Here is a 22,445-nt window from a genome sequence, read left to right as displayed (position 1 = left end):
AAGCGGTAGCGGAGGGATTTGAACCCTCGGTGACTTGCGCCACACTCGCTTTCGAGGCGAGCTCCTTCGGCCGCTCGGACACGCTACCGAGGGAGACCTTACAGCACGCCGGGGGATGGTTCGAAATCCGTTTCCCCGGCCCTTGTGACGGCAGGTCAGCGGGACCGGAAGAAGGCGGTGAGCAGCCCGGCGCACTCCTCGGCGAGCACTCCTTCAATGACCTCCGGCCGGTGGTTGAGCCGCCGGTCGCGGACGACGTCCCAGAGGGAGCCGGCCGCGCCCGCCTTCTCGTCCCGGGCGCCGTAGACCACCCGGTCCACGCGGGACTGGACGAGGGCGCCCGCGCACATCGTGCAGGGCTCCAGCGTCACGACCAGCGTGCAGCCGGACAGCCGCCACTGCCCCAGCTCGGTGGCGCCCCTCCGGACGGCGAGGACCTCCGCGTGGGCCGTGGGGTCACCGGTGGCCTCGCGTTCGTTGTGTCCGGCCGCCAGCACCGTCGTGCCGTCCGGGGACAGCAGGACGGCACCGACGGGGACGTCCCCGTCGCGGCCGGCCTGCTCGGCCTCGGCCAGGGCGAGCCGCATCGCGGCCCGCCACCGGTCACGTACCGGGTCCGGCGGTCCTGGCAAGGAGGGGTCTGTCAGCGGACCATCTCCAAGGTCTCCGAGGCGCCCAGGGACTCGGCGATCTCGGTGACCGCGTCCGTGGCGAGCGCCTTCAGTTCCTTCTCGCCGACGCCGAGATCGTCGAGGATCTCGGCGTCGCCGACCGGGCCGTGCGGCACGGCCTCGGCGGAGCCGGCGGCGTCATCGCCGTCGTCGTCCTCGCCGTCCTCTCCGTCCTCGGTGCCGTCGAGGTCGAGGGAGTCCAGGTCGGCGAGGTCGTCGTCACCCGGATTCCGTCCGAGCAGTTCGTCGGTGAGCAGGATCTCGCCGTACGAACTGCGAGCGGCGGCGGCGGCGTCCGAGACGTAGATACGGGGGTCGTCCTCTCCGTCGATGCGGACGACGCCGAACCAGGCGTCCTCCTGCTCGATGAGAACCAGCACCGTGTCGTCCTCGGGTGCGGCTTCCCGGGCCAGGTCGGCCAGGTCCGACAGGGTCTCCACATCGTCGAGTTCCGTGTCGCTCGCTTTCCACCCGTCTTCGGTGCGCGCGAGCAGTGCGGCGAAGTACACCGTGACTCTCCCACTGGTCATAGGCGTGCCGGTTGGGGGTCCCCCCGGCGGAGGTCGAGGGCGGGGAGAGCTGGGCTCCAAGCCCCACCCACTCGGAATCGTGGCAGAAACTAGACGCTCAGGGGACTTCTTCGGCTCCCTGTGTGTCCGGTTGCCGCCGATCTCATGGCAGCGGGGGTTCCGTCGAGGCCTCACCAGCGCACTCGTTGCCGCCAACAGCGGATCGTACGCGGCTTTCCAGCCGCCCACGCACTGCCACCCGCACAACATGCGCACGGCGCGTGATCTTCCTCCGTCGCCGCCCTTTCGGCGTGTCTTCGCCCCGCGCCATCACCAGCGGAAGGTCCGCATGCGCATCGCGCGCCTCAGCCGGGCGGTCTTCGCGCGGCGCGGCTGGACGCGGTCGCGCAGTTCGCGGGCCTCGGCGAGGTCACGCAGGAACTGGGCGCGGCGCCGTCGGCGCTCGGCTTCCGTCCGCGGAGCGTCCGCGCTCTGCGGTACGCCGGGTATCTCCGGCCTTCTCGGAGCGCCCGGTGTCCCCGGCGCGTTCGAGGCGTGCCTCGGGCTCGGTTGCTCGTGTGTCCCCGGCGGTGTGCGCGGCGACGGATTCTTGCGGGTTTCCCGGTCAGGCATAGGTTCACCACCCCAGTCCGTCTCTCCCACCTTCCCCCGGACCGGCGGTTTGACGCCAGGGAGCCGGCGAAGCCGGTGGCCCCGGGCTTGCCCCGTACGGGTGGATCCTGCTCCAGCGGGCCCGGTTACTGTTGTCGCCATGCGTCTCCACGTCGTCGACCACCCCCTGGTCGCCCACAAGCTCACCGCGCTGCGCGACCAGCGCACCGACTCCGCGACCTTCCGCCGTCTCGCCGACGAGCTGGTCACCCTGCTCGCCTACGAGGCCACGCGCGACGTGCGCACCGAGCAGGTCGACATCACGACGCCGGTCGCCGGGACCACGGGCGTCAAGCTGTCCCACCCGCGCCCGCTGGTGGTGCCGATCCTGCGGGCCGGCCTCGGCATGCTGGACGGCATGATGCGGCTGCTGCCGACCGCCGAGGTGGGCTTCCTGGGCATGATCCGCAACGAGGAGACGCTGGAGGCCTCCACGTACGCCACGCGCATGCCGGAGGACCTCTCCGGGCGCCAGGTGTACGTCCTGGACCCGATGCTCGCCACCGGCGGCACCCTGGTCGCGGCGATCCGGGAGCTGATCGGGCGTGGCGCCGACGATGTGACGGCCGTGGTGCTGCTGGCCGCCCCGGAGGGCGTCGAGGTCATGGAGCGCGAGCTGGCGGGCACCCCGGTGACGGTCGTGACGGCCTCCGTCGACGACCACCTCAACGAGAACGGCTACATCGTCCCGGGCCTGGGCGACGCGGGGGACCGGCTGTACGGGGCGGCCGAGTAGGACCGCGCGGTCCCGCACCGCTCCCGTACGACTCCGTACGGTTCCGCACGGCCTGTTCCGTGCGCTTTCAGTTCGTGCCTTTCGGTACGGCGCTCAGCAGGTCTTCTTCGACGAGGTGGACGCCGGCTGGGGCTCGGCCAGTTTGGCCAGGGCCTTGTCGGCGTCCTTCTTCGTGGTGAGGGTCTTGAAGCCGTTGCCGAGGACGAGGTCGATGTCCGTGCCCTTGCGGGCGGCGTCGGTGCGGCGCTCGGCCGTGCTGAGCTGGGTGGCCAGGACCGGCAGCGAGCTGTTCAGGGAGGACGCGGGGCCGAGCAGCATCCCGGTGCCCTTGACCTTCTTGTCGTACTCCTTGGTCGCGTTGCCCACGTCGCCGATCTTGAAGCCGCGCTTCTTCAGCTCGTCGGCGGTCTGCTTGGCCAGGCCGCTGCGGGACGTCGCGTTGAACACGTTGACGGTGATCCGGCGCGGCTCGGGCACGGCGGCACCGGCGGACGCCGAGGGGGTGGCCCGGGTGCCGCAGTCCGCCTTGGCGCCGGCCGCCGCGGCTTTCTTGCCGCCGCCGGTGAAGACGTCGATGAGCTGCAGGGTGCCCCAGCCGATCAGGCCGAGTGCGGCCGCGGAGGCGACCACCGCGAGGGCGAGCCTGCCGCGCCGCCGGGATCGGCGCATCCGGGGGTATTTGTCTCCCGTGATCCGGTACTTGCCGCCCATGCCGGGGGGAGTCAGCATGCTCATGGGCGCAGCGTAGTGCGCCCGGGCTGCGATTCCTACTAGATGATCATCGGACGCGGCGCGGTCCAACCCGAAAGGGCCAACCCATACCGAGGCAAGCCATACCGAGCCGACCCGCACCGATCCGTTCCATGCCGAGCAGGCCCATGCCGAGCCGACCCGTCACCTGGGCGGGTCGTCAGTGGGGCGGGGCGCCGGTCGCGTCCGTCGGTCGCGTTCGCCGGTCGGGCTCGTCAGTCGAGTTCGAGCACGCGCGCGTGGAGTACCTGGCGCTGCTGGAGCGCCGCCCGGACCGCGCGGTGCAGGCCGTCCTCCAGATACAGGTCGCCCTGCCACTTCACGACATGCGCGAAGAGGTCGCCGTAGAAGGTCGAGTCCTCGGCGAGCAGGGTTTCCAGGTCGAGCTGGCCCTTGGTCGTCACGAGCTGATCGAGGCGGACCGGGCGCGGCGCGACGTCCGCCCACTGCCGGGTGCTTTCCCGGCCGTGGTCGGGGTACGGCCGGCCGTTTCCGATGCGCTTGAAGATCACACGGAAAGCCTACCGGGCAAGACTCTCCGGGCGCAGCCTCCCGGCTCGGCTCGCGCGAGCACGTGTCGACGGTTTCTGGTCAATATCGGTCGAAGGGGGGTGTGCGATCCGGGCGCCGTCACCTCCGCGAGGCCGGTGTCGACGGCCGCCGTTGCCCGGCGGAGGCGGTGGATCCGCCTCCGCCGAACGGTCAGCGGCCGCCTCGCTCCTTCGGGGGCAGTGGCGGTTTCGCATCCTTCAGTCGGGGTTTGGGTGTGTTGCGTGCGGCCTCGGCGCGCAGCAGCGCGCGCAGGATCGCGTACGGGTCGGTGGGCATGGTGGTGTTCCTCGCGTCGTGCCGGGACGACGTGCTGAGACGTCGTGCTGACCTGCCTTGCTCGGGGCGGGCTCGGTCAGCAGCGCAGGACGACGGTGTGCAGGGCGTGCAGGGCCTGCGGGGCGTACGGCGGTTTCGGCGGCGCCGGGTGCGGGCGGCCCCGTGGGGCGGCGGGTGCGGGGCGGGGTGCGCGGCGTGGGGACACGGCGGGGCGGTGGGCGTCGTGGGCCGGTGGCCCCGGGGCCGTGTCGAGGACGTCGTACTCGACGATCTCCATGGCGGCGCCCGGTGGCGCGGACCCCTCGGCGGGCCCGCCCGGTACCAGCACGGCGAGCAGCAGCACGAGCACCCGCAGCCAGGCGCGGCTGCGCGGAAGCCCTCGTGCGGTGCTCATGGGAGGTCATCTCCCCGTGCGGCGCCGGATGTTCAGCACGCCGGACGCCAGAACCGCCCGTTCGGTGGACACCACGGGCCACCCGAAGGAAGGCGGCCTGTCCGTTTATCGGGCGCTACGGCCTTCCGGCGGCCTTCGCGGCCTTCGCCGCCGCCTTCATCTCCTGCTTGTGGGCCCGCACCTTGGTCAGCGACTCGGGCCCGGTGATGTCGGCGACGGAACGGAACGACTTCGGTTCGCCGTAGGAGCCCGCGGCCTCCCGCCAGCCCTCGGGGCACACGCCGAGTTGCTTGCCCAGCAGGGCCAGGAAGATCTGCGCCTTCTGCTTGCCGAAGCCGGGCAGGTCCTGGAGGCGCCGCAGCAGCTCCCGGCCGTCGTCGACGCCCTTCCAGACCAGTTCGGCGCGGCCGTCGTAGTGCTCGACGAGGTACTGGCACAGCTGCTGGATCCGCTTGGCCATCGACCCCGGGTAGCGGTGCACGGCCGGCTTCTCGGACAGGAGTGCGGCGAACGCCTCCGGGTCCTGCGCGGCGATCTCGTGCGCGTCCAGGTCGTCGGCGCCGAGCCGGTCCGCGATGGTGCGGGGGCCCTTGAACGCCCACTCCATCGGAACCTGCTGGTCCAGCAGCATCCCCACGAGCGCGGCGAGCGGGGAGCGCCCGAGCAGTTCGTCGGCCTCCGGGTCCTGGGCGAGGTGAAGAGTGACGTCCATGCCCCGATCATGCCTCCTGAGGCCTCGCATCGCTCCTCGGTACGGCTGCGGTCCGGCCTCGGCGGGCCGGTTCCACGCCCAACTGGCTTTCGCCGGGCGGCGGTAGCCTGCCCCGGTGACTCCTGACGAGCTGGTCGCCCACTACGGCCTGGAGCCCATCCCGCGCGAGGGCGGGCTGTTCCGGCGGACCTGGGCGGGGCCCGAGCGGCCGGACGGGCGGCCCGAGGGCTCCGCGATCGTCGCGCTGCTCACCGCCGCGCCCGGCGACTTCTCGGCCCTGCACCGGCTGCCCACCGACGAGATCTGGCACTTCTACCTCGGCGACCCGCTGGACCTGCTGCTCCTCGCCCCGGACGGCACCTCGCGCACCGCCGTCCTGGGCCCGGACCTCCTCGCCGGCCAGCACGTCCAGCTCACCGTCCCGGCGGGCACCTGGATGGGCGGCCGGGTCGCGGCGGGCGGCGAGTGGACCTTCTTCGGCTGCACGATGGCACCGGGATTCACCTACGAGGGCTACGAGCACGGGGACGCGGCCACGCTGTCGGCGCGTTATCCGGCGCGGGCGGACCTGATCGCGGGTCTGTGCCGTCCATGAGCTCGCCGGAGAGTTCCCCGCGCCCGCCGGACAGCCCCATGGGAGCGGGCGCCACGGACACGGTGGCCCTCCTGGAGGGCCAGGTCGCCCTGGTCACCGGTGCCGGCGGCGGCATCGGGCGGGGCATCGCGCTGCGGTTCGCGGCGGTGGGCGCGGCGGTCGCCGTGCACTGCCGTACCGCCGCCGAGTGGGGTGGCGGGCGGCTGACGGCGCTGGTCAACAACGCGGGCGTCCAGCCCACGCGGCCGCTGCCCGGGATGACGGCGGCCGAGTTATGGGCGGTGGTGGACACCAACCTGTCGAGCGTCTTCGCCTGCACCCAGGCGGAGGCGGAGGTCATGCAAGGCGCCGTCGTCGCGCACGCCCGGGCGGCGGCCCTGGAGTACGGTCCGCACGGCATCCGCGTCAACACGGTCTCGCCCGGGCTGATCGACCGGGACGGGCTGGCGCGGGCCTGGCCGGACGGGGTGCGACGGTGGCGGGACGCGGCGCCCCTGGGACGGCTGGGGCGGCCGGAGGACGTCGGTGACGCCTGTGTGTTCCTGGCCTCGCCGCTCGCGTCCTGGATCACCGGGCACGACCTCGTCGTGGACGGCGGGGTGTCGGCGCGTCCGACATGGTGAGGGGCGGTGCGGTGAGCGTGGCGGGGATCTCGTCCGTACGTATCCGGAAGGCCGAAGTCCACAGACGGAGAAGTGACGTGGAGCGTGACCGTGAGCTCAGGGCGGGACGACGACGCCGACACCTACGAGGCCTGGTGCTGCTGGGCTCCGTGCTGGTCCTGCTCGTCCTCGGCGGCGCGGGAACCGCGTCGGCGCACGCCGCCCTCCGCTCCAGTGACCCCAAGGACGGAGCGGTCCTCAAGTCCGCTCCCCGCGACATCTCACTGACCTTCACCGAGTCGGTCGGTCTGATCAAGGACTCCTTCCGTGTCATCGGCCCCGACAACCAGCAGCTGGACATCAAGGACGCGCGGAACGCGCCGGACGGCGCCGACACGGTCCGGGTGACCCTGCCCGGGAAGCTCGGCGAGGGCACCTATGTGGTGGCCTGGCGGGTGGTGTCCGCCGACAGCCACCCGATCTCGGGCGCCTTCACCTTCTCCGTCGGCAAGCCCTCCCCGAACCCGCCGGTCCTCGACGCCGGCCCGGTCGAGAACCCGGCGACCGCCGGTCTCTACAACATCGTCCGCTACCTCGCGTACCTCGCCGCCGCCCTGCTCCTCGGTACCGCGGTCTTCGTGACCGTGTGCCGCCCGCCGGACACCGGCCCGCTGCGCAGGCCCCTGTGGGTGGGCTTCTGGACCCTGCTCGCCACCACCGTCGTCCTGTTCGCGCTGCGCGCCCCCTACGAGGCGGGCGTGGGCCCGGCGTCCGCCTTCGACGTCGACGCCCTTCAAGGCACGGTGACGACCCGTTACGGCACGGTGCTGCTGATCCGCCTGGCCCTGCTGCCCCTGGCCGCGTTCTTCGTCGTACGGCTGCTGCGGGGCACCGAGTGGTCGCGCGTCCTGCTCGGGGCGGGGGCCGCGCTCTGTGTGGGCCTCGCGCTGACCTGGGCGGCCGCCGAACACGCCTCCGCCGGGATCCAGGTGCCGGTGGCGATGACGTCGGCCGTGCTGCACGTGCTGGCGATGGCGGTGTGGCTGGGCGGCCTCACGGCCCTGCTCCTCACCCTGTACCGCTCGTCCGCGGCCCCGGCCCGCATGGTCGCCCGCTACTCCCGGCTCGCCTTCGCCTCGGTGACCGTCCTCGTCGTCACCGGCGTCTACCAGTCCTGGCGCGGCCTCGGCTCCTGGAGCGCGCTCACCGACACCGCGTACGGGCGGGCCCTCACCTTCAAACTGGTCGCGGTGGTGCTGCTGTTGACGGTCGCTGCGCTGTCCCGGCAGTGGACCGCCCGGCTGGCGGAGGCGGAGGCCACGGCGGAGACGTCGGCCGAGACGCCCGCGGAGGTGCCGGCGGAGGTCGAGTCGGAGGCGGTCGTACGGGAGCGGGTGCCGGAGCCGGTGGGAGGACCGGCGGGGCCCGCCGGGGACCACCCGGCGCCCGAGTCGAAGCCCGCCGACCCGCCCGCCTCCGAGGACCCCGGCCGCCGTCGGCTGCGACGTTCCGTGCTGGTGGAGGTCGTCATCGGCGTCGTGGTGCTGGTGCTCTCGACGGTGCTCTCCAGCACCCTCCCCGGCCGCGCGGTCGCCGAGGCGAAGCAGACCGAGCAGTCGGCGCAGTCGGGCGGGATCCCCGTCGCGTCCGTCGCCATCGTCCCCTTCGACACCGGCACGCCCCGCGGCTACGGCAAGGCGCAGATCACCCTCCTCCCCAGCAGCGCGGGCGACTACTCGGTCGAAGCCGTGGTCTACGGTCCCGACGGCGGCCTGTCCAGCGTCCCGGAACTGCGCCTGTCCTTCACGTTCCCCGCCCAGGACATCGGCCCGATCGACGCCAAACTCACCAACAAGGGCGGCTACTGGGGCACCGATTCACTCAAGCTCCCCATCCCCGGTGACTGGATGATGAAGGTGACGGTCCGGATCTCGGACATCGATCAGGTGAGCGAGGAGCAGAAGGTGCGCATCAACGGCTGAGGGCATCAACGCCTGAGGGCATCAACGGCTCAGGGTCAGCGAGCGAGCAGGCCGGACATGGTCTCGGCGGCGCGGACGGAGGCGTCGGCGCAGCAGTTGTTGAACAGGACGTGCAGCTCGTCCACCCGCTCGGCGAGGGCCCGTAAGCGGGGTGCCCACTGCGCGAGTTCGGCGGCCGAGTAGTCGTGCCGGAAGCGGTCCTCCTTGCTGCCGGTTCCCCAGGCGGCGCTGCGGCCGTGGAACCGCACGATGGACAGCCGCGGTGTGGTGACCGGTGTGACGGGCGGCACGGAGGACGCGAGGGTCTGCGCCATGTCGACGGCGACGGCCGTGAAGCCGTGGCGGGACAGCAGGTCGCGGGTCGCCTCCGTCCGCTCCTCGTCCGCCCACCACCGCGGATGCCGGAACTCCACGGCGAGCGGCCACCCCGCCGTCCGTTCCGCGCACTCCCGCAAGAACGCCTCCGCCCGGGCCCCGGGCACGAACCACGGCGGGAACTGGAAGAGGACGGCACCGAGCCGCCCCGCGGCCCTGAGCGGCTCGATACCGGCGGTGAACCGCGCCCACACCGCGTCGAGCACCGCCGGGTCCCCGGCGTCGGGCGGCAGCCCGTCCGGCATCATCGCGGCCCGTGTCGGATGCCCGGTGAGCAGGGAGAACGCCTTCACGTCGAACACGAACCCGGCCGGCGTCCGCTCCACCCACAGCCGGCTGTTCCGTTCGCCGGGCAGGGCGTAGTAGCTCGCGTCGACCTCGACGACCGGGAAACGCCCGGCGTAGTACCTCAACCGTCCCTCGGCGTCCCGCCGTCCGGCCGGATACCAGCCGCTGCCCACCAGGGCACGGTCGGTCCAGGAACAGGTGCCGATCAGCAACTCACCCATGCGGCAGCGGCTACCCGCCCCCCGGGCAGGGACGCACCGCGGCTCACGACCGGCGTGTCAGCACCGGCGCGTCACGACTGGTACGGCTGCTGCTGGTGCGGCTGCCCCTGCTGTCCCTGACCGCCGTACCCGGCGGTGCCCTGCGCCAGCAACTGCTCCGCCTGCTCCTTGGTGATCTTCTGCTCGGCCCCGCAGAACGTGCACTGGGTGGTGTGCTTGGTCGAGATGGGGAACAGCGGCACGAAGAACAGGCTGAACTTCGTCACCCGCTTCCTGAGCGCGTGAGCGGACGGATTCCCGCACTGTCCGCACACGAGCGTCAGTATCGCGAGCTGGTACAGATACCCCTTGGTGCCGAAGATGATCACGTCGCTGATCCTTTCCGAGCCGTCGACCGCCGACCGGAGTGCCGGTCTGGCCGACGGTACAACGCCGCGCGCGGGTGTCAGCCTGGATCGACGGTCTGCTCCGCCCAGATCGTCTTGCCCTTGCCGGTCTGGCGGGTGCCCCAGCTCCGGCTCAGCTGCGCGACCAGGAGCAGACCACGGCCGCCCTCGTCGTAGGTGCGGGCGCGGCGCATGTGGGGTGCCGTGCTGCTGGCGTCCGAGACCTCGCAGATGAGGCTCGTGTCGTGGATGAGACGCAGCTGGATGGGCGGTTCCGCGTGCCGGACGGCGTTGGTGACCAGTTCGCTGACGATCAGCTCGGTGACGAAGGAGGCGTCGGTCAGGCCCCAGGTGTCCAGCTGGCACAGGGCGCTCTTGCGGGCGTTGGCGACGGCGGCGGGATCGGGGGCCACGTCCCAGGCGGCGACCCGGTCGGCCTTGAGCGCCCGGGTGCGGGCGACCAGCAGGGCCACGTCGTCGGCGGGCTGCTGGGGGAGCACGTCGGCGAGCACCCGGTCGCACAGCACGTCCAGGGAACCCACGGGCCGGGCGAGGGTCCGCCCCAGCCGGGACAGACCGTCGTCGACGTCACGGTCGCGTGAGTCGATCAGGCCGTCGGTGTAGAGGGCCAGCAGACTGCCCTCGGGCAGCTCCGTCTCCGTCGCCTCGAAGGGCAGCCCGCCCAGTCCCAGTGGGGGTCCGGCGGGAACGTCGAGCAGTTCGACGGTGCCCTCGGGGCTCACCACGACCGGGGGCGGATGCCCGGCCCGGGCCAGCGTGCAACGACGGGAGACGGGGTCGTACACGGCGTACAGACAGGTCGCCCCGACGTCTCCGGCGATCTCCCCGTCCTCCGGGGGCCGTCGCGCGCCCTCCGCCTCCATGGCCAGGCGGCCCACCAGGTCGTCGAGGTGGGTGAGCAGTTCGTCGGGGGGCAGATCGATGTCGGCCAGGGTCCGTACGGCCGTCCGCAGCCGTCCCATGGTCGCGGCGGCATGGACGCCGTGGCCCACCACGTCGCCCACCACCAGCGCGACCCTGGCCCCGGACAGGGGGATCACGTCGAACCAGTCGCCGCCCACCCCGGCCCGGGCGCCGGCCGGCAGATAGCGGGAGGCGACCTCCACCGCGCTCTGCTCGGGCAGCCGCTGCGGAAGCAGGCTGTGCTGGAGGGTGACCGCGGTGCGGCGCTCGCGGGTGTAGCGGCGGGCGTTGTCGATGCAGACCGCCGCCCGGGCCGCCAGCTCCTCGGCCAGCACCAGGTCGTCCGCCTGGAACGGGTCGGGATTGCGGTGCCGGGCGAAGACCACGATGCCCAGCGTGGCTCCGCGCGCCGACAGGGGGGCGGTGATCGCCGAGTGGAAGCCGAAGTCGCGGATCCGGGAGGACCGGACGGGGTGCTGGGCCACCCAGTCGACGATCGTGCGCTCGTTCATCCGGTACAGCACGGCCCGCCCCGCCCGTATGCTCTCCACCGCCGGGGAACGCTCCGGGTACTCCTCCACCTCGCCCGGTGCCGCGACCGCCTCCGGGCTCCCCGGGTACACGGACTGGTGGGCGATGCGCCGCAGCGTGAGGCTGCCGTTCGCCGTCAGCGCCTCCGCCGGCCAGTCGGGCAGGGTGTCCAGGGACGTCAGGAGATCGACGCTGACGAAGTCCGCGAGTTCCGGAACCACCACGTCCGCCAGTTCCTCCGCGGTCCGCGTCACATCCAGCGTGCGACCGATGCGGGTGGTCGCCTCGGCGATCAACTGGAGGCGTGTGCGGGCCCAGTGCTGCTCCGTCATGTCGTGCCCGGCGGACGCCACGCCCAGGACGCGGCCGTCCGGATCCCGCAGCCGGTAGACGTGAACGGACCAGGCGTGCTCGCGGGTTTCGCCGGGCGCCCGGGCACGGTTCTCGACGTACTGCGGCTCACCGGTCTCCAGGGCCAGCCGCATCGCCCGCTCGACCTTCTCCGCCGCCGGGTCGTCGGCGAGTACGTCCGCCAGCCGCAGCCCTCGCATGTCGTCGTCGCTCAGGCCCAGCGCGTCCTGCCCCAACCGGCTGGACCGGCGGAAGCGCAGGTCCATGTCGTACACCGAGATCGCGCAGCACGGCGAGTCGTGGAAGCCGAGCCGGACGAGGGCGTCGTCGCTCTTCGGGTCGGGGTGGGGATGGGGGTGCGGGTGCTGGGCGGCGGTGGTGGCTTCGGCCACGGTCATGGCTACGGCGTCGGCCTTGTCCGTTTCGGTTTCGGCCTCGGCACCCGCCCCTCTGCCGGCCCCCGCTTCAACGGCGGACACCAGCAGCCAGTCCCCCGCCGCCGCGTCCCCGTCCTCCGGCACCCTGTGATGCGCCAGAACCCGGGCGTCCAGGCGGTGGCCGCCACGGTGCCGGAGGGCGAGCGTGCCGTGCCACCTCGGCAGGGCCGAGAGCGCCGCGAGCTCGCCCGCCGGGGGCTCCTCGGCGAGCAGGGACGCCGCCGGCCGTCCCAGGACCTGCGCCGGCGTGTACCCGAGCAGACGCTCGGCCCCCTCGTTCCACCCGGTCACGGTGCCGTGGTCGTCGACGACGGCGCGCGCGGTGAGCACCTTGCCGACGGCGTCTTGGACCCAACGCGTTCCGTGGTCCTCGACGACACGCCGCTCCATGGCCTCTCATCTCACTCCCGCCGCGTTCTCCACCGGGCGGAGCCCCGCTCCAGCCCAGGGCGCGTGCCGCCGCGGCGTTCGAGTGCACGCCACACACCCGCTGATTTCCTTCTCTTTGGATACTTATTACCCCTTACCACCCTCAGTGGCAGCGAAACGGCTGATCGAGCAGTGTCGATGAGCCACTCCCCTCCGGGCCACTGGGACGATTCGGACATGACGACCGGGGCAGGTGCCACGCGGAACGCGGCGAGCGCGCGACTCGTGCTGCTGACACTCGCGGCGGGACAGTTCCTGATGGCGCTCGACAGCTCCGTCATGAACGTCTCGATCGCGACGGTCGCCGACGACGTGGGCACGACGGTGACGGGCATCCAGGGCGCCATCACCGCCTACACCCTCGTGATGGCCATGTTCATGATTCCCGGAGGCAAGATCGGGGGGCTGATCGGCCGCAGACGGACGTTCATGATCGGCTGCGGCATCTACGGCTGCGGCTCCCTGGTGACGGCGCTCGCTCCGAACCTGCCCGTGCTGCTGCTCGGCTGGGCCCTGCTCGAAGGGATCGGAGCGTCCCTCATCCTGCCCGCGATCGTGGCCCTGGTGGCACGCAACTTCGCCCCGGAACGCCGTCCCACCGCGTACGGACTCGTGGCCGCCGCCGGGGCCGTGGCGATCGCCGTCGGCCCGCTGATCGGCGGTGTCGCGACGACGTACTTCTCCTGGCGCTGGGTCTTCGCCGGTGAGGTCGTGATGGTGGCCGGCATCCTGCTGCTCGCCCGCCGTATCGCGGACGCGCCGATCGGCGAACGCCGGCGGGTCGATCTCGTCGGGGCCGTGCTCTCCGCACTCGGGCTCGGGATCTTCGTCTACGGAGTACTCCGCTCCGACGAGTGGGGCTGGTTCCAGCCCAAGCCCGACGCCCCCTCGTGGCTCGGGGTCTCGCTGGTCGTGTGGCTGATGCTGGCGGGCCTGGCGCTGATCTGGCTCTTCCTGCGCTGGGAGGCCCGGGTGGTGCGGCACGGCGGGGAGCCGCTCGTCGACCCGGCCATCCTGCGCAACAAGCAGCTCACCGGCGGGCTGACGATGTTCTTCTTCCAGTACTTGGTGCAGATGGGGGTCTTCTTCGTCGTACCGCTCTACCTGTCGGTCGCCCTGGGCCTGTCGGCGCTCAAGACGGGCGCCCGCATTCTGCCGCTCTCCCTGACCCTGCTGGCGGCCGCGATCCTGATCCCCCGCTTCTTCCCGGACGTCTCCCCGCGCCGGGTCGTACGGCTGGGCATCCTCGCACTGCTCGCCGGTGCGGTGGTCCTGATGGCCGCGCTGGACGAGGACGCCGGGGCGGAGGTCGTCACCGTCCCCCTCCTGCTGATCGGGCTCGGCATGGGCGCGCTGGCGTCCCAGCTCGGGTCGGTCACCGTGTCCGCGGTGCCGGAAGCGCGGAGCGCGGAGGTCGGCGGTGTGCAGAACGCCGTGACCAACCTGGGCGCCTCGATCGGTACCGCGCTCGCCGGGTCGATCCTGATCGCCGCCCTGACGACCTCCTTCCTGACCAGCGTCGACCAGAACGACGCGATCCCGGCCGACGTCAAGAGCCGGGCGAGTGTCGAACTGCAGAGCGGCGTACCGTTCCTGTCGGACGCACAGCTCGAGTCCGCCCTCGACGACGCCGGCACCAGCCCGGAGGTGACCCGGGCGGCGCTCGACGCGAACGAGGCCGCCAGGCTCGACGGGCTGCGTGCCGCGCTCGCCGTCCTCGCGCTCACCGCTCTCCTCGCGCTGTTCTTCACCCACCGGATCCCCACGACCCAGCCTCGCGGACCGGGGCCCTGACGGCCTCAGCGCTCCGACTGACTGAGCCGCTCACCGGGGCCTTTGGTGCTTGCGGTCCCGTCGGCGCCGCACGGTGACGGCGCAGGCGAGGATGCCGAGGCCCCAGGCGATCAGCAGGGCTCCCCACAGCGGCATGGTCACCAGGGGGATCAGCAGGCGGATCTCGGTGTGCGCGGTGTTCTCGAAGATGAAGATCAGAGCGATCGCGGTGATCAGGAGGAACGGCATGGCGCGGCGGACGCCCGGCCGGGAGAAGAAGGGCGTGCGCTGCTTGTGCTGCTGGGGTTCTGTGCCGGTCGGAGCCATCGGACATCTCCATCGCCTCTGCCCCCTGCATCCCCCTGCATCCAGCGTCCTCTTCCGGCACTCGTCCCGCGACTTCCGGCACCCGTCCTGCGACCTTCGGCACCCGTCCCGCGACCGAAGCGGCCGCAGCCCCGCCACCGGGGAGCGCGAGCCCCGCCACAGGGGGAGTTCGGCGGCCCCACCGAGCGAGGTCCGGCGTCCGGATGCTGCCCCGAGTGGATTGTGCAACCGTGTTAGCAGGGCCAGGCGGGCCGGCAAGCAGCCCGGCTCGGGGCGGACGCCCCGCGGGCCCGCTCCACGCAGGAGGTGCCGTCATGGCAGACCTGGTCGGCGGGAGAAGCGCGAAGGAGCGGGCGGCACGGGGACGGGCCGCCCGGGCGGACGCACCACGCTCCGCGCACGCGGACTACCAGCCCACGGCCAAACGACCGGACCCGGTGGACACCCTCGAGGCACAGTCGGCGGCCCGGGTGCCGGAACTCGTGCCCATCCGCTACGGCCGGATGCTGGAGTCGCCCTTCCGCTTCTACCGCGGTGCCGCCGCCATCATGGCCGGCGACCTGGCCGACACCCCTCGCTCGGGCATCACGGCCCAACTGTGCGGGGACGCACACCTGTTGAACTTCCGGCTGCTCGCCTCGCCGGAACGGCACCTGGTGTTCGACATCAACGACTTCGACGAGACGCTGCCCGGCCCCTGGGAGTGGGACGTCAAGCGACTCGCCGCCAGCCTGGTGATCGCCGGACGCGAGAACGGCTACACGGACGCCGAACGGGCCGCCGTGGTGCGGGCCGCCGTACGGTCCTACCGGGAGCGGATGCGCCACTTCGCCGGCCTCGGCAACCTCGCCGTCTGGTACACCCAGGCCGACATGGACGTACTGCGGGAACTGGCGGACCGGAGGCTGGGGGCGCGGGGGCGCGAGCGTACCCGGCGGGCCATGGCCAAGGCGCGCGGTCGCGACAGCCTCCAGGCCTTCGAGAAGCTCACCCATGTGGTCGACGGGAAGCGCCGGATCACCCCCGACCCGCCCCTGATCATGCCCCTGCAGGACCTCCTGCCGGGCGTCCAGCGCGACGCACTGGAAGACCAACTGCGTGCGCTGATCGAGAGGTACAGCGAGAGCCTGCAGTCCGACCGGCGCCATCTGCTGCGCCAGTACCACCTCGTCGACATGGCCCGCAAGGTCGTCGGAGTCGGCAGCGTCGGTACCCGCTGCTGGATCATCCTGCTGCTCGGCAGGGACGACGAGGATCCGCTGCTGCTCCAGGCCAAGGAGGCCGACCATTCGGTGCTGGCCCCGCACGTCGGGGCGAGTGCCTACGACAACCAGGGCCAACGCGTCGTCGCCGGACAGCGCCTCATGCAGGCCACCAGCGACATCTTCCTCGGCTGGGAACGCGTCGTCGGCATCGACGGACGCCAACGTGACTTCTACGTCCGCCAGTTGCGGGACTGGAAGGGCATCGCCGAACCTCAGACCATGGCCCCCAAGGACATGCGTGCCTTCGGGGAACTCTGCGGCGCCACCCTCGCCCGGGCCCACGCCCGCTCGGGCGACCGCGTCGCCATCGCCGCGTACCTCGGCGCCGGGGACACCTTCGACCGCGCGCTCGCCCACTTCGCCGAGCGCTACGCCGACCAGAACGAGCGCGACCACCAAGCCCTCACGGACGCGGTGCGCACCGGCCGAATCCCCGCACAGAGCGCATAGCGCATAGCGCCCAACGAACAGCGCACCGCGCACAACGCACCGCGTATTACGCACCGCGCACCGCGACCGAAAGGGACACCTGCGACGACTGTCGCGCCGCCAGGCACGGCCTCAGGAGGACGACGATGACCGACAATCTGTATCTGGCCTATGACTATCCGCTGCTGGGCGCGTTCTGGACGATGATGTGGGTCTTCCTGTGGATCCTGTGGATCATCCTGCTGTTCCGGGTCATCGGCGACATCTTCCGCGACGACTCGCTGAGCGGCTGGGCGAAGACCGGGTGGACCTTCTTCGTGATCATCCTGCCGTACCTCGGCGTCTTCGTGTACCTCGTCGCCCGCGGCCGTGAGATGGGCAAGCGGGACCAGGAACACGCCAGGGCCCAGCAGGAGGCGGTCGACGCGTACATCCGGCAGGCTGCCGCCGGAGGCGCGGGCACGGGCGGCCACGCCGACGAGCTGGCCAAGCTCTCCGAGCTCAGGAGCAAGGGCGACATCACCGACGCGGAGTTCCAGGACGCCAAGCGGAAGGTACTGACGTCCTGAGCGGAAGCTCCACGGGAAGCCCAGGGCTGGGGCGGCGAGCAGCCCCAGCCCGATGCCACGAGCCGGACGGTCCGGCGCGCACTGGGATCGGGCGCCGACCGGATGCCCCGAGGCGGCCACCGACACCCGGCCCAGGTCCCGGCCACGGCCCGCCGGTAGCCTCACCGACCATGACCGTCGCGCGTTCCCTCGCCCTCTTCGCCGTCGCCGCCCTCTTCGAGATCGGCGGCGCCTGGCTGGTGTGGCAGGGCATCCGCGAGCACCGGGGGTGGATCTGGATCGGCGCCGGTGTGATCGCCCTCGGCCTCTACGGAGTGGTCGCCACCTTCCAGTCCGACGACGACTTCGGACGCATCCTCGCCGCGTACGGCGGGATCTTCGTCGCCGGTTCGATCGCCTGGGGCATGGTCGCCGACGGCTACCGTCCGGACCGCTGGGACGTGTGCGGCGCCCTGATCTGCCTCGCCGGCATGGCCGTCATCATGTACGCGCCCCGCAGCCACTGACGCCTCGGCGAGAGGCCCCAGGCCGATCTCCCTAGCCCTTGGGGTACAGCGGCAGGTCGGCGTGCCGGACCCGGTACCCGCCGCTGGTGACGGGCGCGAACGGGGCGGGCGCCATGCACGGGCCCACCGGGAAGTCCACGTCGCCTTCCTCGGTGTACTTCTTGTTCACCCCGTCCGCCCAGGAGAGCCCCACCCGGTCCCGGGACGGTTTCCCGGGCTTTTCCCCGCCACCGTCGTGGACGCTGAACCCCAGCCGCAGCCCCAGCCAGTGCGGCCCGTTGGCGCTCACCTTGGTGATGATCGCGGTGAGGGTCGCGCTGCCCGGCCCGGTCACCAGGCAGTCCACCGTGCCTTCGGCGGTGTACGTGGTGTCCCGGTCCGCGTCGTAATGGGAGATGGCAACCGTGCCATAGGCGTCGGTCGGTAAGCCGGTGGGCACGCCCGGGACCGGTCTGCTGTGCGGGGCGGCGTGCGCGTCGAACGTGAACGAACGGATGTCGGCGTCATTCACATACGGCAACCGGAAGTCGGCTGACCCGGTCACACTCGCGTGCACCGGCCGTTCCGGCGACTTCCCAGCGGCCGAAGCGCCGGTGACCGCGGTGGCGGAGGCCACCACGGCGGCGACCACGGCCACGGATGCCGCCTTGCGGGTGCGGAAGAGGGAACGTACAGGCCTCATACGGATCTCCAGAGCTGAGTGGTGTGGCCGGAGGAATACCGCCCACACCATCCTCAGACCCGCACACGCCCCGGTCGTCGTCCCCGAGACGCAACCGCCCATGGCTCTGCGGTCGTAGGACGTGCGGCGGGCGTACGCACGAAGACCGAGACCGGCATCGTGCCCGCTGCGGCACTGGCGGAGGATCAAGCCCGGCGACAGGCGTTGACCAGTTCCTCGGGGCCGTACACCGCCTGAAGGCCGGAACAACCGACCCCGCTGCGGGAGACCGCCACGGGTGGTACCGGCTCGTCGGTGATCGCTGCCCGGTGCTTCTGCAGCGCGGCCAGGTCGTGGCCGTCGAACGCGGAGTTCTCCAGCCACTTGACGGAGCCGAGGAAGAGCAGCTGTGTGGCCACTGGCTGCCGGTCGGCGCCCACCAAGTCGATTTCGACGTCGTTGCCGCGGGTCCAGTACCCGCCGATCGCCGGGGCGGCGGGCAGGAGCCCGTCCGGCAGGAGGCTGGCCAGGGATTCCCGGACCAGGGGCTCGATCGCGCGGCCACGCCAGCTCGTCCACCGCTCCTTGATGCGGCTCAGCGTCAGATCTCCCCTCATCCGCTCGATCTCCGCCATATGGGGACCCAGGAAGGCGAGCCAGAACCGCAGGTAGCGAGTCGCGAAGGAACTCCCGGGCATCCGCTCCGGCCCGCCACTCCGCGCTGATCAGGGGGAGACCCCCCGTGACCAGAGCGACGTCGAACGCGGCCGCCGGGGACAGGCCGAGCATCTCGCCGATGTCGGCCGGGTTCAGGGACCCCACGACCATTTCCCGGCCCCGCTGGTGAAAGGGACGGTCGTAGCTGTTCAGCGTCTCCATCATCGACACCACGGATGCGACGGCGAACCCTGCGGCCGCAAGGCGCGCTCTGGGAGCCGCTCCGGGCGGACTAAAGCTCTATGCGGAGAGGTCAGAGCGTGGGGGTTTCCTCTTCCCGCTCCGCGAGGAAGTCATCGAGCAGCGCGAAAAGGGTCGTGATGACACGTTCTTCCTGCTCCGGTGAGAGCTGCCAGTGATCCCAACTTTCATCAGGGAGGGCGATGTGACGGACCAGACCCATCCAAGCGTGTTGGCATTCCCGGCCGCGCCTGGCCACCAACCAGTCACGCCAGCCGTCCAGCCCGGGGCCGCCGTGCCGCCGAGCGTGGGCGTGGTAGCCGATCAAGAAGCTTTCCACGCGGGCGAGTGTGGCCTGACCCACGAATATCTCGGGGCCCTCGGACACGAAGGCCCAGTACTCGCGCTCACTCATGTCTATGAGATTCACCCGCTCATCCTTCCGCATCGAAGTCGGTTGTCCCCGGTCCCGAGCAAGCGGCGGGCGGCCAACTGAGACGGAAACTGAGACGGACAACGACGAAGGGCCCCACCGCGAACGGTGGGGCCCTTCGACATCGTGCCCGGTGAGGCACTGGCGGAGGATACGAGATTCGAACTCGTGAGGGGTTGCCCCCAACACGCTTTCCAAGCGTGCGCCCTAGGCCTCTAGGCGAATCCTCCGCCGGGAACATTACATGACGTTGGGAGGTGCTAGCGAACTCGTTCGGCTGCCCCGCGATCAGGTACGCTGGGGTCCAGCCCCTCACGCGGCGCTATCTGACTGAACTCCCCCAGGGCCGGAAGGCAGCAAGGGTAGGTTGGCTCTGGCGGGTGCGTGGGGGGTCTTCTGCGTCCCGCGCGCTGCGAGGTCGGCGCAAAGCGTTCTGGCTGATGAAGACATGTCACGGTCGAGACCGGCGCCGCACTGAACGCCTGGGCTTTCGGCCCGTCGGCGTCGCGCGGGCGGCGTCCCGAAGCTTGAGGTATCTGGGCGGTCCGTGTTGTCAGTGGGCGCCTATAACCTCGTATGTGTGTCGTCTCTCGCGCTGTACCGCCGCTATCGCCCGGAGTCGTTCGCCGAGGTCATCGGGCAGGAGCATGTAACCGACCCGCTGCAGCAGGCGCTGCGTAACAACCGGGTCAATCACGCGTACCTGTTCAGCGGTCCGCGCGGATGCGGGAAGACGACCAGCGCGCGGATCCTGGCGCGCTGCCTGAACTGCGAGCAGGGGCCGACGCCCACCCCGTGCGGGGAGTGCCAGTCGTGCCGTGACCTGGCGCGCAACGGGCCGGGGTCCATCGACGTCATCGAGATCGACGCCGCTTCGCACGGTGGTGTGGACGACGCGCGCGAGCTCCGGGAGAAGGCCTTCTTCGGGCCCGCAGGCAGCCGGTACAAGATCTACATCATCGACGAGGCCCACATGGTCACGTCGGCCGGCTTCAACGCGCTGCTCAAGGTCGTGGAGGAGCCTCCGGAGCACCTCAAGTTCATCTTCGCCACCACCGAGCCCGAGAAGGTCATCGGGACCATCCGCTCGCGGACCCATCACTACCCGTTCCGGCTGGTGCCCCCGGGGACCCTGCGCGACTACCTCGGAGAGGTCTGCGGGCGCGAGGACATCCCCGTCGCGGACGGCGTGCTGCCGCTGGTGGTGCGCGCGGGCGCGGGTTCCGTACGTGACTCGATGTCCGTCATGGACCAGCTGCTGGCCGGCGCGGGGGCGGACGGCGTGACGTACGCCATGGCGACCTCGCTGCTCGGGTACACCGACGGTTCGCTCCTCGACTCCGTCGTCGAGGCCTTCGCCACCGGTGACGGCGCCGCCGCCTTCGAGGTCGTCGACCACATCATCGAGGGCGGCAACGACCCCCGGAGGTTCGTCGCCGACCTGCTGGAGCGGCTGCGGGACCTGGTGATCCTCGCCGCCGTGCCGGACGCCGCCGAGAAGGGTCTCATCGACGCTCCCGTCGACGTCATCGAGCGGATGCAGGCCCAGGCCGGCACCTTCGGCGCCGCCGAGCTGAGCCGCGCCGCCGACCTCGTCAACCAAGGGCTCACCGAGATGCGCGGCGCCAACTCGCCCCGCCTCCAGCTGGAACTCATCTGCGCGCGCGTACTGCTGCCGGCCGCGTACGGCGACGAGCGCTCGGTCATGGCCCGCCTCGACCGTATCGAACGGGGCGTGAACTTCTCCGCGGGCGGCGCGGCCCCCGCCATGGGCTACGTTCCGGGGCCCGAGGCGCACGGAGGAGCGGCGGCGGGACCGATGAGCGCGTCGGCTCCACCCGCTCCACCCGTTCCATCGGCTTCATCGGCTTCATCGGCTTCATCGGTTTCGCCGGTTCCACCGGGTGGCGGGGCCGCCGCGGCTCGGGCCGCGGTTCGGGCTGCGGGTTCGGGGCCGGGTACGGCCCCCGCCACGGGGTCGGCCAATGATCCGAACGGCCCCGCCTCGCCGCCCGCCTCGCCCCCCGTCGCACCGCCTGCCGAGACCTCTCCCGCGCCCGGTCCTCAGGGCGGCGACGGTCAGCCCGGACAGCCTCAGGCACCCGGACAGTCCCCGCACCCCCAGCAGTCCCAACAGTCCCAACAGTCCCAACAGTCCCAGCCGCCCCCCGCGGCGCCCGCCTCCTCGACCCCACCCGGCACCGCGGCCCCGGCACCCCCCGCCCCGGGCGCCTGGCCCACCGCGGCCCCCGCGGGCGGCGCTCGGCGTCCCGGTGGCTGGCCCACCGCCGCCCCCGCGGGCGGCGGCCGCCCTCCGGCCGCGCCGAACCAGCCACCGTCCTCATCCGCGCCGGCACCCCCGCCTGCCGCGGCCTCCCCGACTCCGGCGGCCGCACCGCCCGCCCCGGCCGCCGCCGCTTACGCGTCCCCGGCCGGCGGCCTCGACCCTCGCACTCTCTGGCCGAACATCCTGGAGGCGGTCAAGAACCGCCGACGCTTCACCTGGATCCTGCTCAGCCAGAACGCGCAGGTCACCGGCTTCGACGGCACGACCCTCCAGCTCGGCTTCGTCAACGCCGGCGCCCGTGACAACTTCGCGGGCAGCGGCAGCGAGGACGTACTGCGGCAGGCACTGGTCGAGCAGTTCAGCGTGAACTGGAAGATCGAGGCCATCGTCGATCCCTCGGGCGGCGGCTCCGCGCCCCCGGCGCCCGGCGGACCCTCCGGTTCCAGCGGCGGCTACGGCGGCGGAGGCACCCCGGCCACCGGTTACGGCTCGGGCGGCGGTGGCTACGGGGGAGGCGGTGCCGGTACGGCCCCACAGCACCCGGCGTCCACGCAGTCCGCACCTTCCGCAGCCCCCACCTCTTCCCCGTCCTCGCCCCCGTCGTCCCCCTCGTCCTCCTCCTCGTCGTCGTCCGCGTCCTCGGGAGCCTCTGCCTCCACGTCCGCCTCCGCTTCCGGCCCCCGGCAATCAGCCCCCGAACCGCGGCGCGCGGTCTCCCTCGAGGACGACATCCCCGAGGACGACGACCCCGACCTCGACGAGTCGGCCCTCTCCGGCCACGACCTCATCGTCCGGGAGCTGGGAGCGACGGTGGTGGAGGAGTTCTCCAACGAGTAGCGAGCGCGCCCAGCCACCTTGGAGGAACCCACAATCCTCCCAGCCCCACCCCTTCGGAACCCCGCACA

Annotated in this window: 23 protein-coding genes, 2 tRNA genes, 1 other RNA gene and 1 pseudogene; 10 read left to right on the top strand and 17 right to left on the bottom strand. The window is 71.8% G+C overall.

The window, feature by feature from the left end; translation table 11 throughout:
• Window positions 1-3 precede the first annotated feature (3 nt).
• The 4 genes from ACFYRY_RS36535 to ACFYRY_RS36520 all read right to left on the bottom strand — a co-directional run bounded on the left by ACFYRY_RS36535 (window position 4) and on the right by ACFYRY_RS36520 (window position 1,813).
• Window positions 4-88 (bottom strand) — tRNA-Ser (locus ACFYRY_RS36535).
• A gap of 67 nt (window positions 89-155) precedes the next feature.
• On the bottom strand, window positions 156-587 hold the full coding sequence (gene tadA, locus ACFYRY_RS36530) for a tRNA adenosine(34) deaminase TadA (protein ID WP_389156248.1): 432 nt from the start codon (window positions 585-587) through the stop codon (window positions 156-158).
• A 56-nt stretch (window positions 588-643) separates the two neighbouring features.
• On the bottom strand, window positions 644-1,180 hold the full coding sequence (locus ACFYRY_RS36525) for a hypothetical protein (RefSeq protein ID WP_389156245.1): 537 nt from the start codon (window positions 1,178-1,180) through the stop codon (window positions 644-646).
• Window positions 1,181-1,510: 330 nt separating this feature from the next.
• Entirely contained in the window at window positions 1,511-1,813 is a 303-nt protein-coding gene (locus ACFYRY_RS36520) for a hypothetical protein (protein ID WP_389155748.1), read from the bottom strand.
• 139 nt (window positions 1,814-1,952) lie between these two features.
• Between ACFYRY_RS36520 and upp the strand changes: the two genes are divergently transcribed.
• A complete protein-coding gene (upp, locus tag ACFYRY_RS36515; protein ID WP_356764569.1) occupies window positions 1,953-2,588 on the top strand; it encodes a uracil phosphoribosyltransferase in 636 nt (211 codons plus the stop codon).
• A 93-nt stretch (window positions 2,589-2,681) separates the two neighbouring features.
• Here the strand turns inward: upp and ACFYRY_RS36510 are convergent, their stop codons facing one another.
• The 5 genes from ACFYRY_RS36510 to ACFYRY_RS36490 form a co-directional block, all read right to left on the bottom strand.
• On the bottom strand, window positions 2,682-3,323 hold the full coding sequence (locus ACFYRY_RS36510; RefSeq protein ID WP_389155744.1) for a LytR C-terminal domain-containing protein: 642 nt from the start codon (window positions 3,321-3,323) through the stop codon (window positions 2,682-2,684).
• Window positions 3,324-3,553: 230 nt separating this feature from the next.
• Window positions 3,554-3,850 carry a type II toxin-antitoxin system VapB family antitoxin gene (locus ACFYRY_RS36505; protein ID WP_003999914.1) on the bottom strand — a complete coding sequence of 99 codons (297 nt, stop codon included), beginning with the start codon at window positions 3,848-3,850 and terminating at the stop codon, window positions 3,554-3,556.
• Between the two features lie 190 nt (window positions 3,851-4,040).
• Window positions 4,041-4,166, bottom strand: coding sequence for a hypothetical protein (locus ACFYRY_RS36500; RefSeq protein WP_389155741.1), 126 nt, complete (start codon window positions 4,164-4,166; stop codon window positions 4,041-4,043).
• Between the two features lie 76 nt (window positions 4,167-4,242).
• Window positions 4,243-4,560, bottom strand: a complete 318-nt coding sequence (locus tag ACFYRY_RS36495; protein ID WP_389155738.1) for a hypothetical protein — start codon at window positions 4,558-4,560, stop codon at window positions 4,243-4,245.
• A gap of 115 nt (window positions 4,561-4,675) precedes the next feature.
• On the bottom strand, window positions 4,676-5,272 hold the full coding sequence (locus ACFYRY_RS36490) for an HhH-GPD-type base excision DNA repair protein (protein WP_389155735.1): 597 nt from the start codon (window positions 5,270-5,272) through the stop codon (window positions 4,676-4,678).
• Between the two features lie 115 nt (window positions 5,273-5,387).
• Here ACFYRY_RS36490 and ACFYRY_RS36485 point away from each other — a divergent pair, with 115 nt between their 5' ends.
• From ACFYRY_RS36485 to ACFYRY_RS36475, 3 genes are all read left to right on the top strand, one after another.
• Window positions 5,388-5,867, top strand: a complete 480-nt coding sequence (locus ACFYRY_RS36485; RefSeq protein WP_389155732.1) for a cupin domain-containing protein — start codon at window positions 5,388-5,390, stop codon at window positions 5,865-5,867.
• 38 nt (window positions 5,868-5,905) lie between these two features.
• Entirely contained in the window at window positions 5,906-6,490 is a 585-nt protein-coding gene (locus tag ACFYRY_RS36480) for an SDR family NAD(P)-dependent oxidoreductase (protein ID WP_389156243.1), read from the top strand.
• Window positions 6,491-6,624: 134 nt separating this feature from the next.
• Window positions 6,625-8,451 carry a copper resistance CopC/CopD family protein gene (locus ACFYRY_RS36475; protein WP_389156240.1) on the top strand — a complete coding sequence of 609 codons (1,827 nt, stop codon included), beginning with the start codon at window positions 6,625-6,627 and terminating at the stop codon, window positions 8,449-8,451.
• 35 nt (window positions 8,452-8,486) lie between these two features.
• Here ACFYRY_RS36475 and ACFYRY_RS36470 read toward each other — a convergent pair whose 3' ends face one another.
• From ACFYRY_RS36470 to ACFYRY_RS36460, 3 genes are all read right to left on the bottom strand, one after another.
• Window positions 8,487-9,335 carry a DUF72 domain-containing protein gene (locus tag ACFYRY_RS36470; RefSeq protein ID WP_389155729.1) on the bottom strand — a complete coding sequence of 283 codons (849 nt, stop codon included), beginning with the start codon at window positions 9,333-9,335 and terminating at the stop codon, window positions 8,487-8,489.
• Window positions 9,336-9,406: 71 nt separating this feature from the next.
• Window positions 9,407-9,703 carry a zinc-ribbon domain-containing protein gene (locus tag ACFYRY_RS36465; RefSeq protein WP_356764554.1) on the bottom strand — a complete coding sequence of 99 codons (297 nt, stop codon included), beginning with the start codon at window positions 9,701-9,703 and terminating at the stop codon, window positions 9,407-9,409.
• Window positions 9,704-9,780: 77 nt separating this feature from the next.
• On the bottom strand, window positions 9,781-12,354 hold the full coding sequence (locus ACFYRY_RS36460; RefSeq protein ID WP_389155725.1) for a SpoIIE family protein phosphatase: 2,574 nt from the start codon (window positions 12,352-12,354) through the stop codon (window positions 9,781-9,783).
• Between the two features lie 216 nt (window positions 12,355-12,570).
• Here ACFYRY_RS36460 and ACFYRY_RS36455 point away from each other — a divergent pair, with 216 nt between their 5' ends.
• Window positions 12,571-14,187: an MFS transporter gene (locus ACFYRY_RS36455; protein WP_389155722.1), complete on the top strand. Its 1,617-nt coding sequence runs from the start codon at window positions 12,571-12,573 to the stop codon at window positions 14,185-14,187.
• 30 nt (window positions 14,188-14,217) lie between these two features.
• Here ACFYRY_RS36455 and ACFYRY_RS36450 read toward each other — a convergent pair whose 3' ends face one another.
• Window positions 14,218-14,493 carry a hypothetical protein gene (locus tag ACFYRY_RS36450; RefSeq protein WP_389155719.1) on the bottom strand — a complete coding sequence of 92 codons (276 nt, stop codon included), beginning with the start codon at window positions 14,491-14,493 and terminating at the stop codon, window positions 14,218-14,220.
• A 314-nt stretch (window positions 14,494-14,807) separates the two neighbouring features.
• Here ACFYRY_RS36450 and ACFYRY_RS36445 point away from each other — a divergent pair, with 314 nt between their 5' ends.
• From ACFYRY_RS36445 to ACFYRY_RS36435, 3 genes are all read left to right on the top strand, one after another.
• The gene (locus ACFYRY_RS36445) at window positions 14,808-16,208 is read left to right on the top strand and encodes a DUF2252 domain-containing protein (protein ID WP_389155716.1); all 1,401 of its coding nucleotides are present in this window, start codon (window positions 14,808-14,810) and stop codon (window positions 16,206-16,208) included.
• 125 nt (window positions 16,209-16,333) lie between these two features.
• The gene (locus ACFYRY_RS36440) at window positions 16,334-16,756 is read left to right on the top strand and encodes an SHOCT domain-containing protein (protein WP_389155713.1); all 423 of its coding nucleotides are present in this window, start codon (window positions 16,334-16,336) and stop codon (window positions 16,754-16,756) included.
• A gap of 170 nt (window positions 16,757-16,926) precedes the next feature.
• Window positions 16,927-17,262 carry a YnfA family protein gene (locus ACFYRY_RS36435; RefSeq protein ID WP_389155711.1) on the top strand — a complete coding sequence of 112 codons (336 nt, stop codon included), beginning with the start codon at window positions 16,927-16,929 and terminating at the stop codon, window positions 17,260-17,262.
• Between the two features lie 31 nt (window positions 17,263-17,293).
• Here the strand turns inward: ACFYRY_RS36435 and ACFYRY_RS36430 are convergent, their stop codons facing one another.
• The 4 genes and pseudogenes from ACFYRY_RS36430 to ACFYRY_RS36415 all read right to left on the bottom strand — a co-directional run bounded on the left by ACFYRY_RS36430 (window position 17,294) and on the right by ACFYRY_RS36415 (window position 19,483).
• The gene (locus ACFYRY_RS36430) at window positions 17,294-17,944 is read right to left on the bottom strand and encodes a hypothetical protein (RefSeq protein ID WP_389155708.1); all 651 of its coding nucleotides are present in this window, start codon (window positions 17,942-17,944) and stop codon (window positions 17,294-17,296) included.
• 185 nt (window positions 17,945-18,129) lie between these two features.
• Window positions 18,130-18,823: pseudogene (locus ACFYRY_RS36425) on the bottom strand (DUF234 domain-containing protein); the annotation flags it as partial.
• Between the two features lie 70 nt (window positions 18,824-18,893).
• Window positions 18,894-19,250: a hypothetical protein gene (locus ACFYRY_RS36420; RefSeq protein WP_389155705.1), complete on the bottom strand. Its 357-nt coding sequence runs from the start codon at window positions 19,248-19,250 to the stop codon at window positions 18,894-18,896.
• 145 nt (window positions 19,251-19,395) lie between these two features.
• Window positions 19,396-19,483, bottom strand: a tRNA-Ser gene (locus ACFYRY_RS36415).
• A gap of 73 nt (window positions 19,484-19,556) precedes the next feature.
• On the opposite strand from ACFYRY_RS36415, the gene ffs reads away from it, so the two are divergent.
• An RNA gene (ffs, locus tag ACFYRY_RS36410) (signal recognition particle sRNA small type) lies at window positions 19,557-19,653 on the top strand.
• 180 nt (window positions 19,654-19,833) lie between these two features.
• Window positions 19,834-22,377, top strand: a complete 2,544-nt coding sequence (locus ACFYRY_RS36405; protein ID WP_389155703.1) for a DNA polymerase III subunit gamma and tau — start codon at window positions 19,834-19,836, stop codon at window positions 22,375-22,377.
• Window positions 22,378-22,445 lie beyond the last annotated feature (68 nt).

Origin of the sequence: Streptomyces sp. NPDC005263, from assembly GCF_042872365.1 — a bacterium.
Taxonomy (GTDB): domain Bacteria; phylum Actinomycetota; class Actinomycetes; order Streptomycetales; family Streptomycetaceae; genus Streptomyces.
The sequence above is the reverse complement of the archived record's forward strand: the minus strand, read 5'-3'. Positions and strand labels throughout refer to the sequence as shown.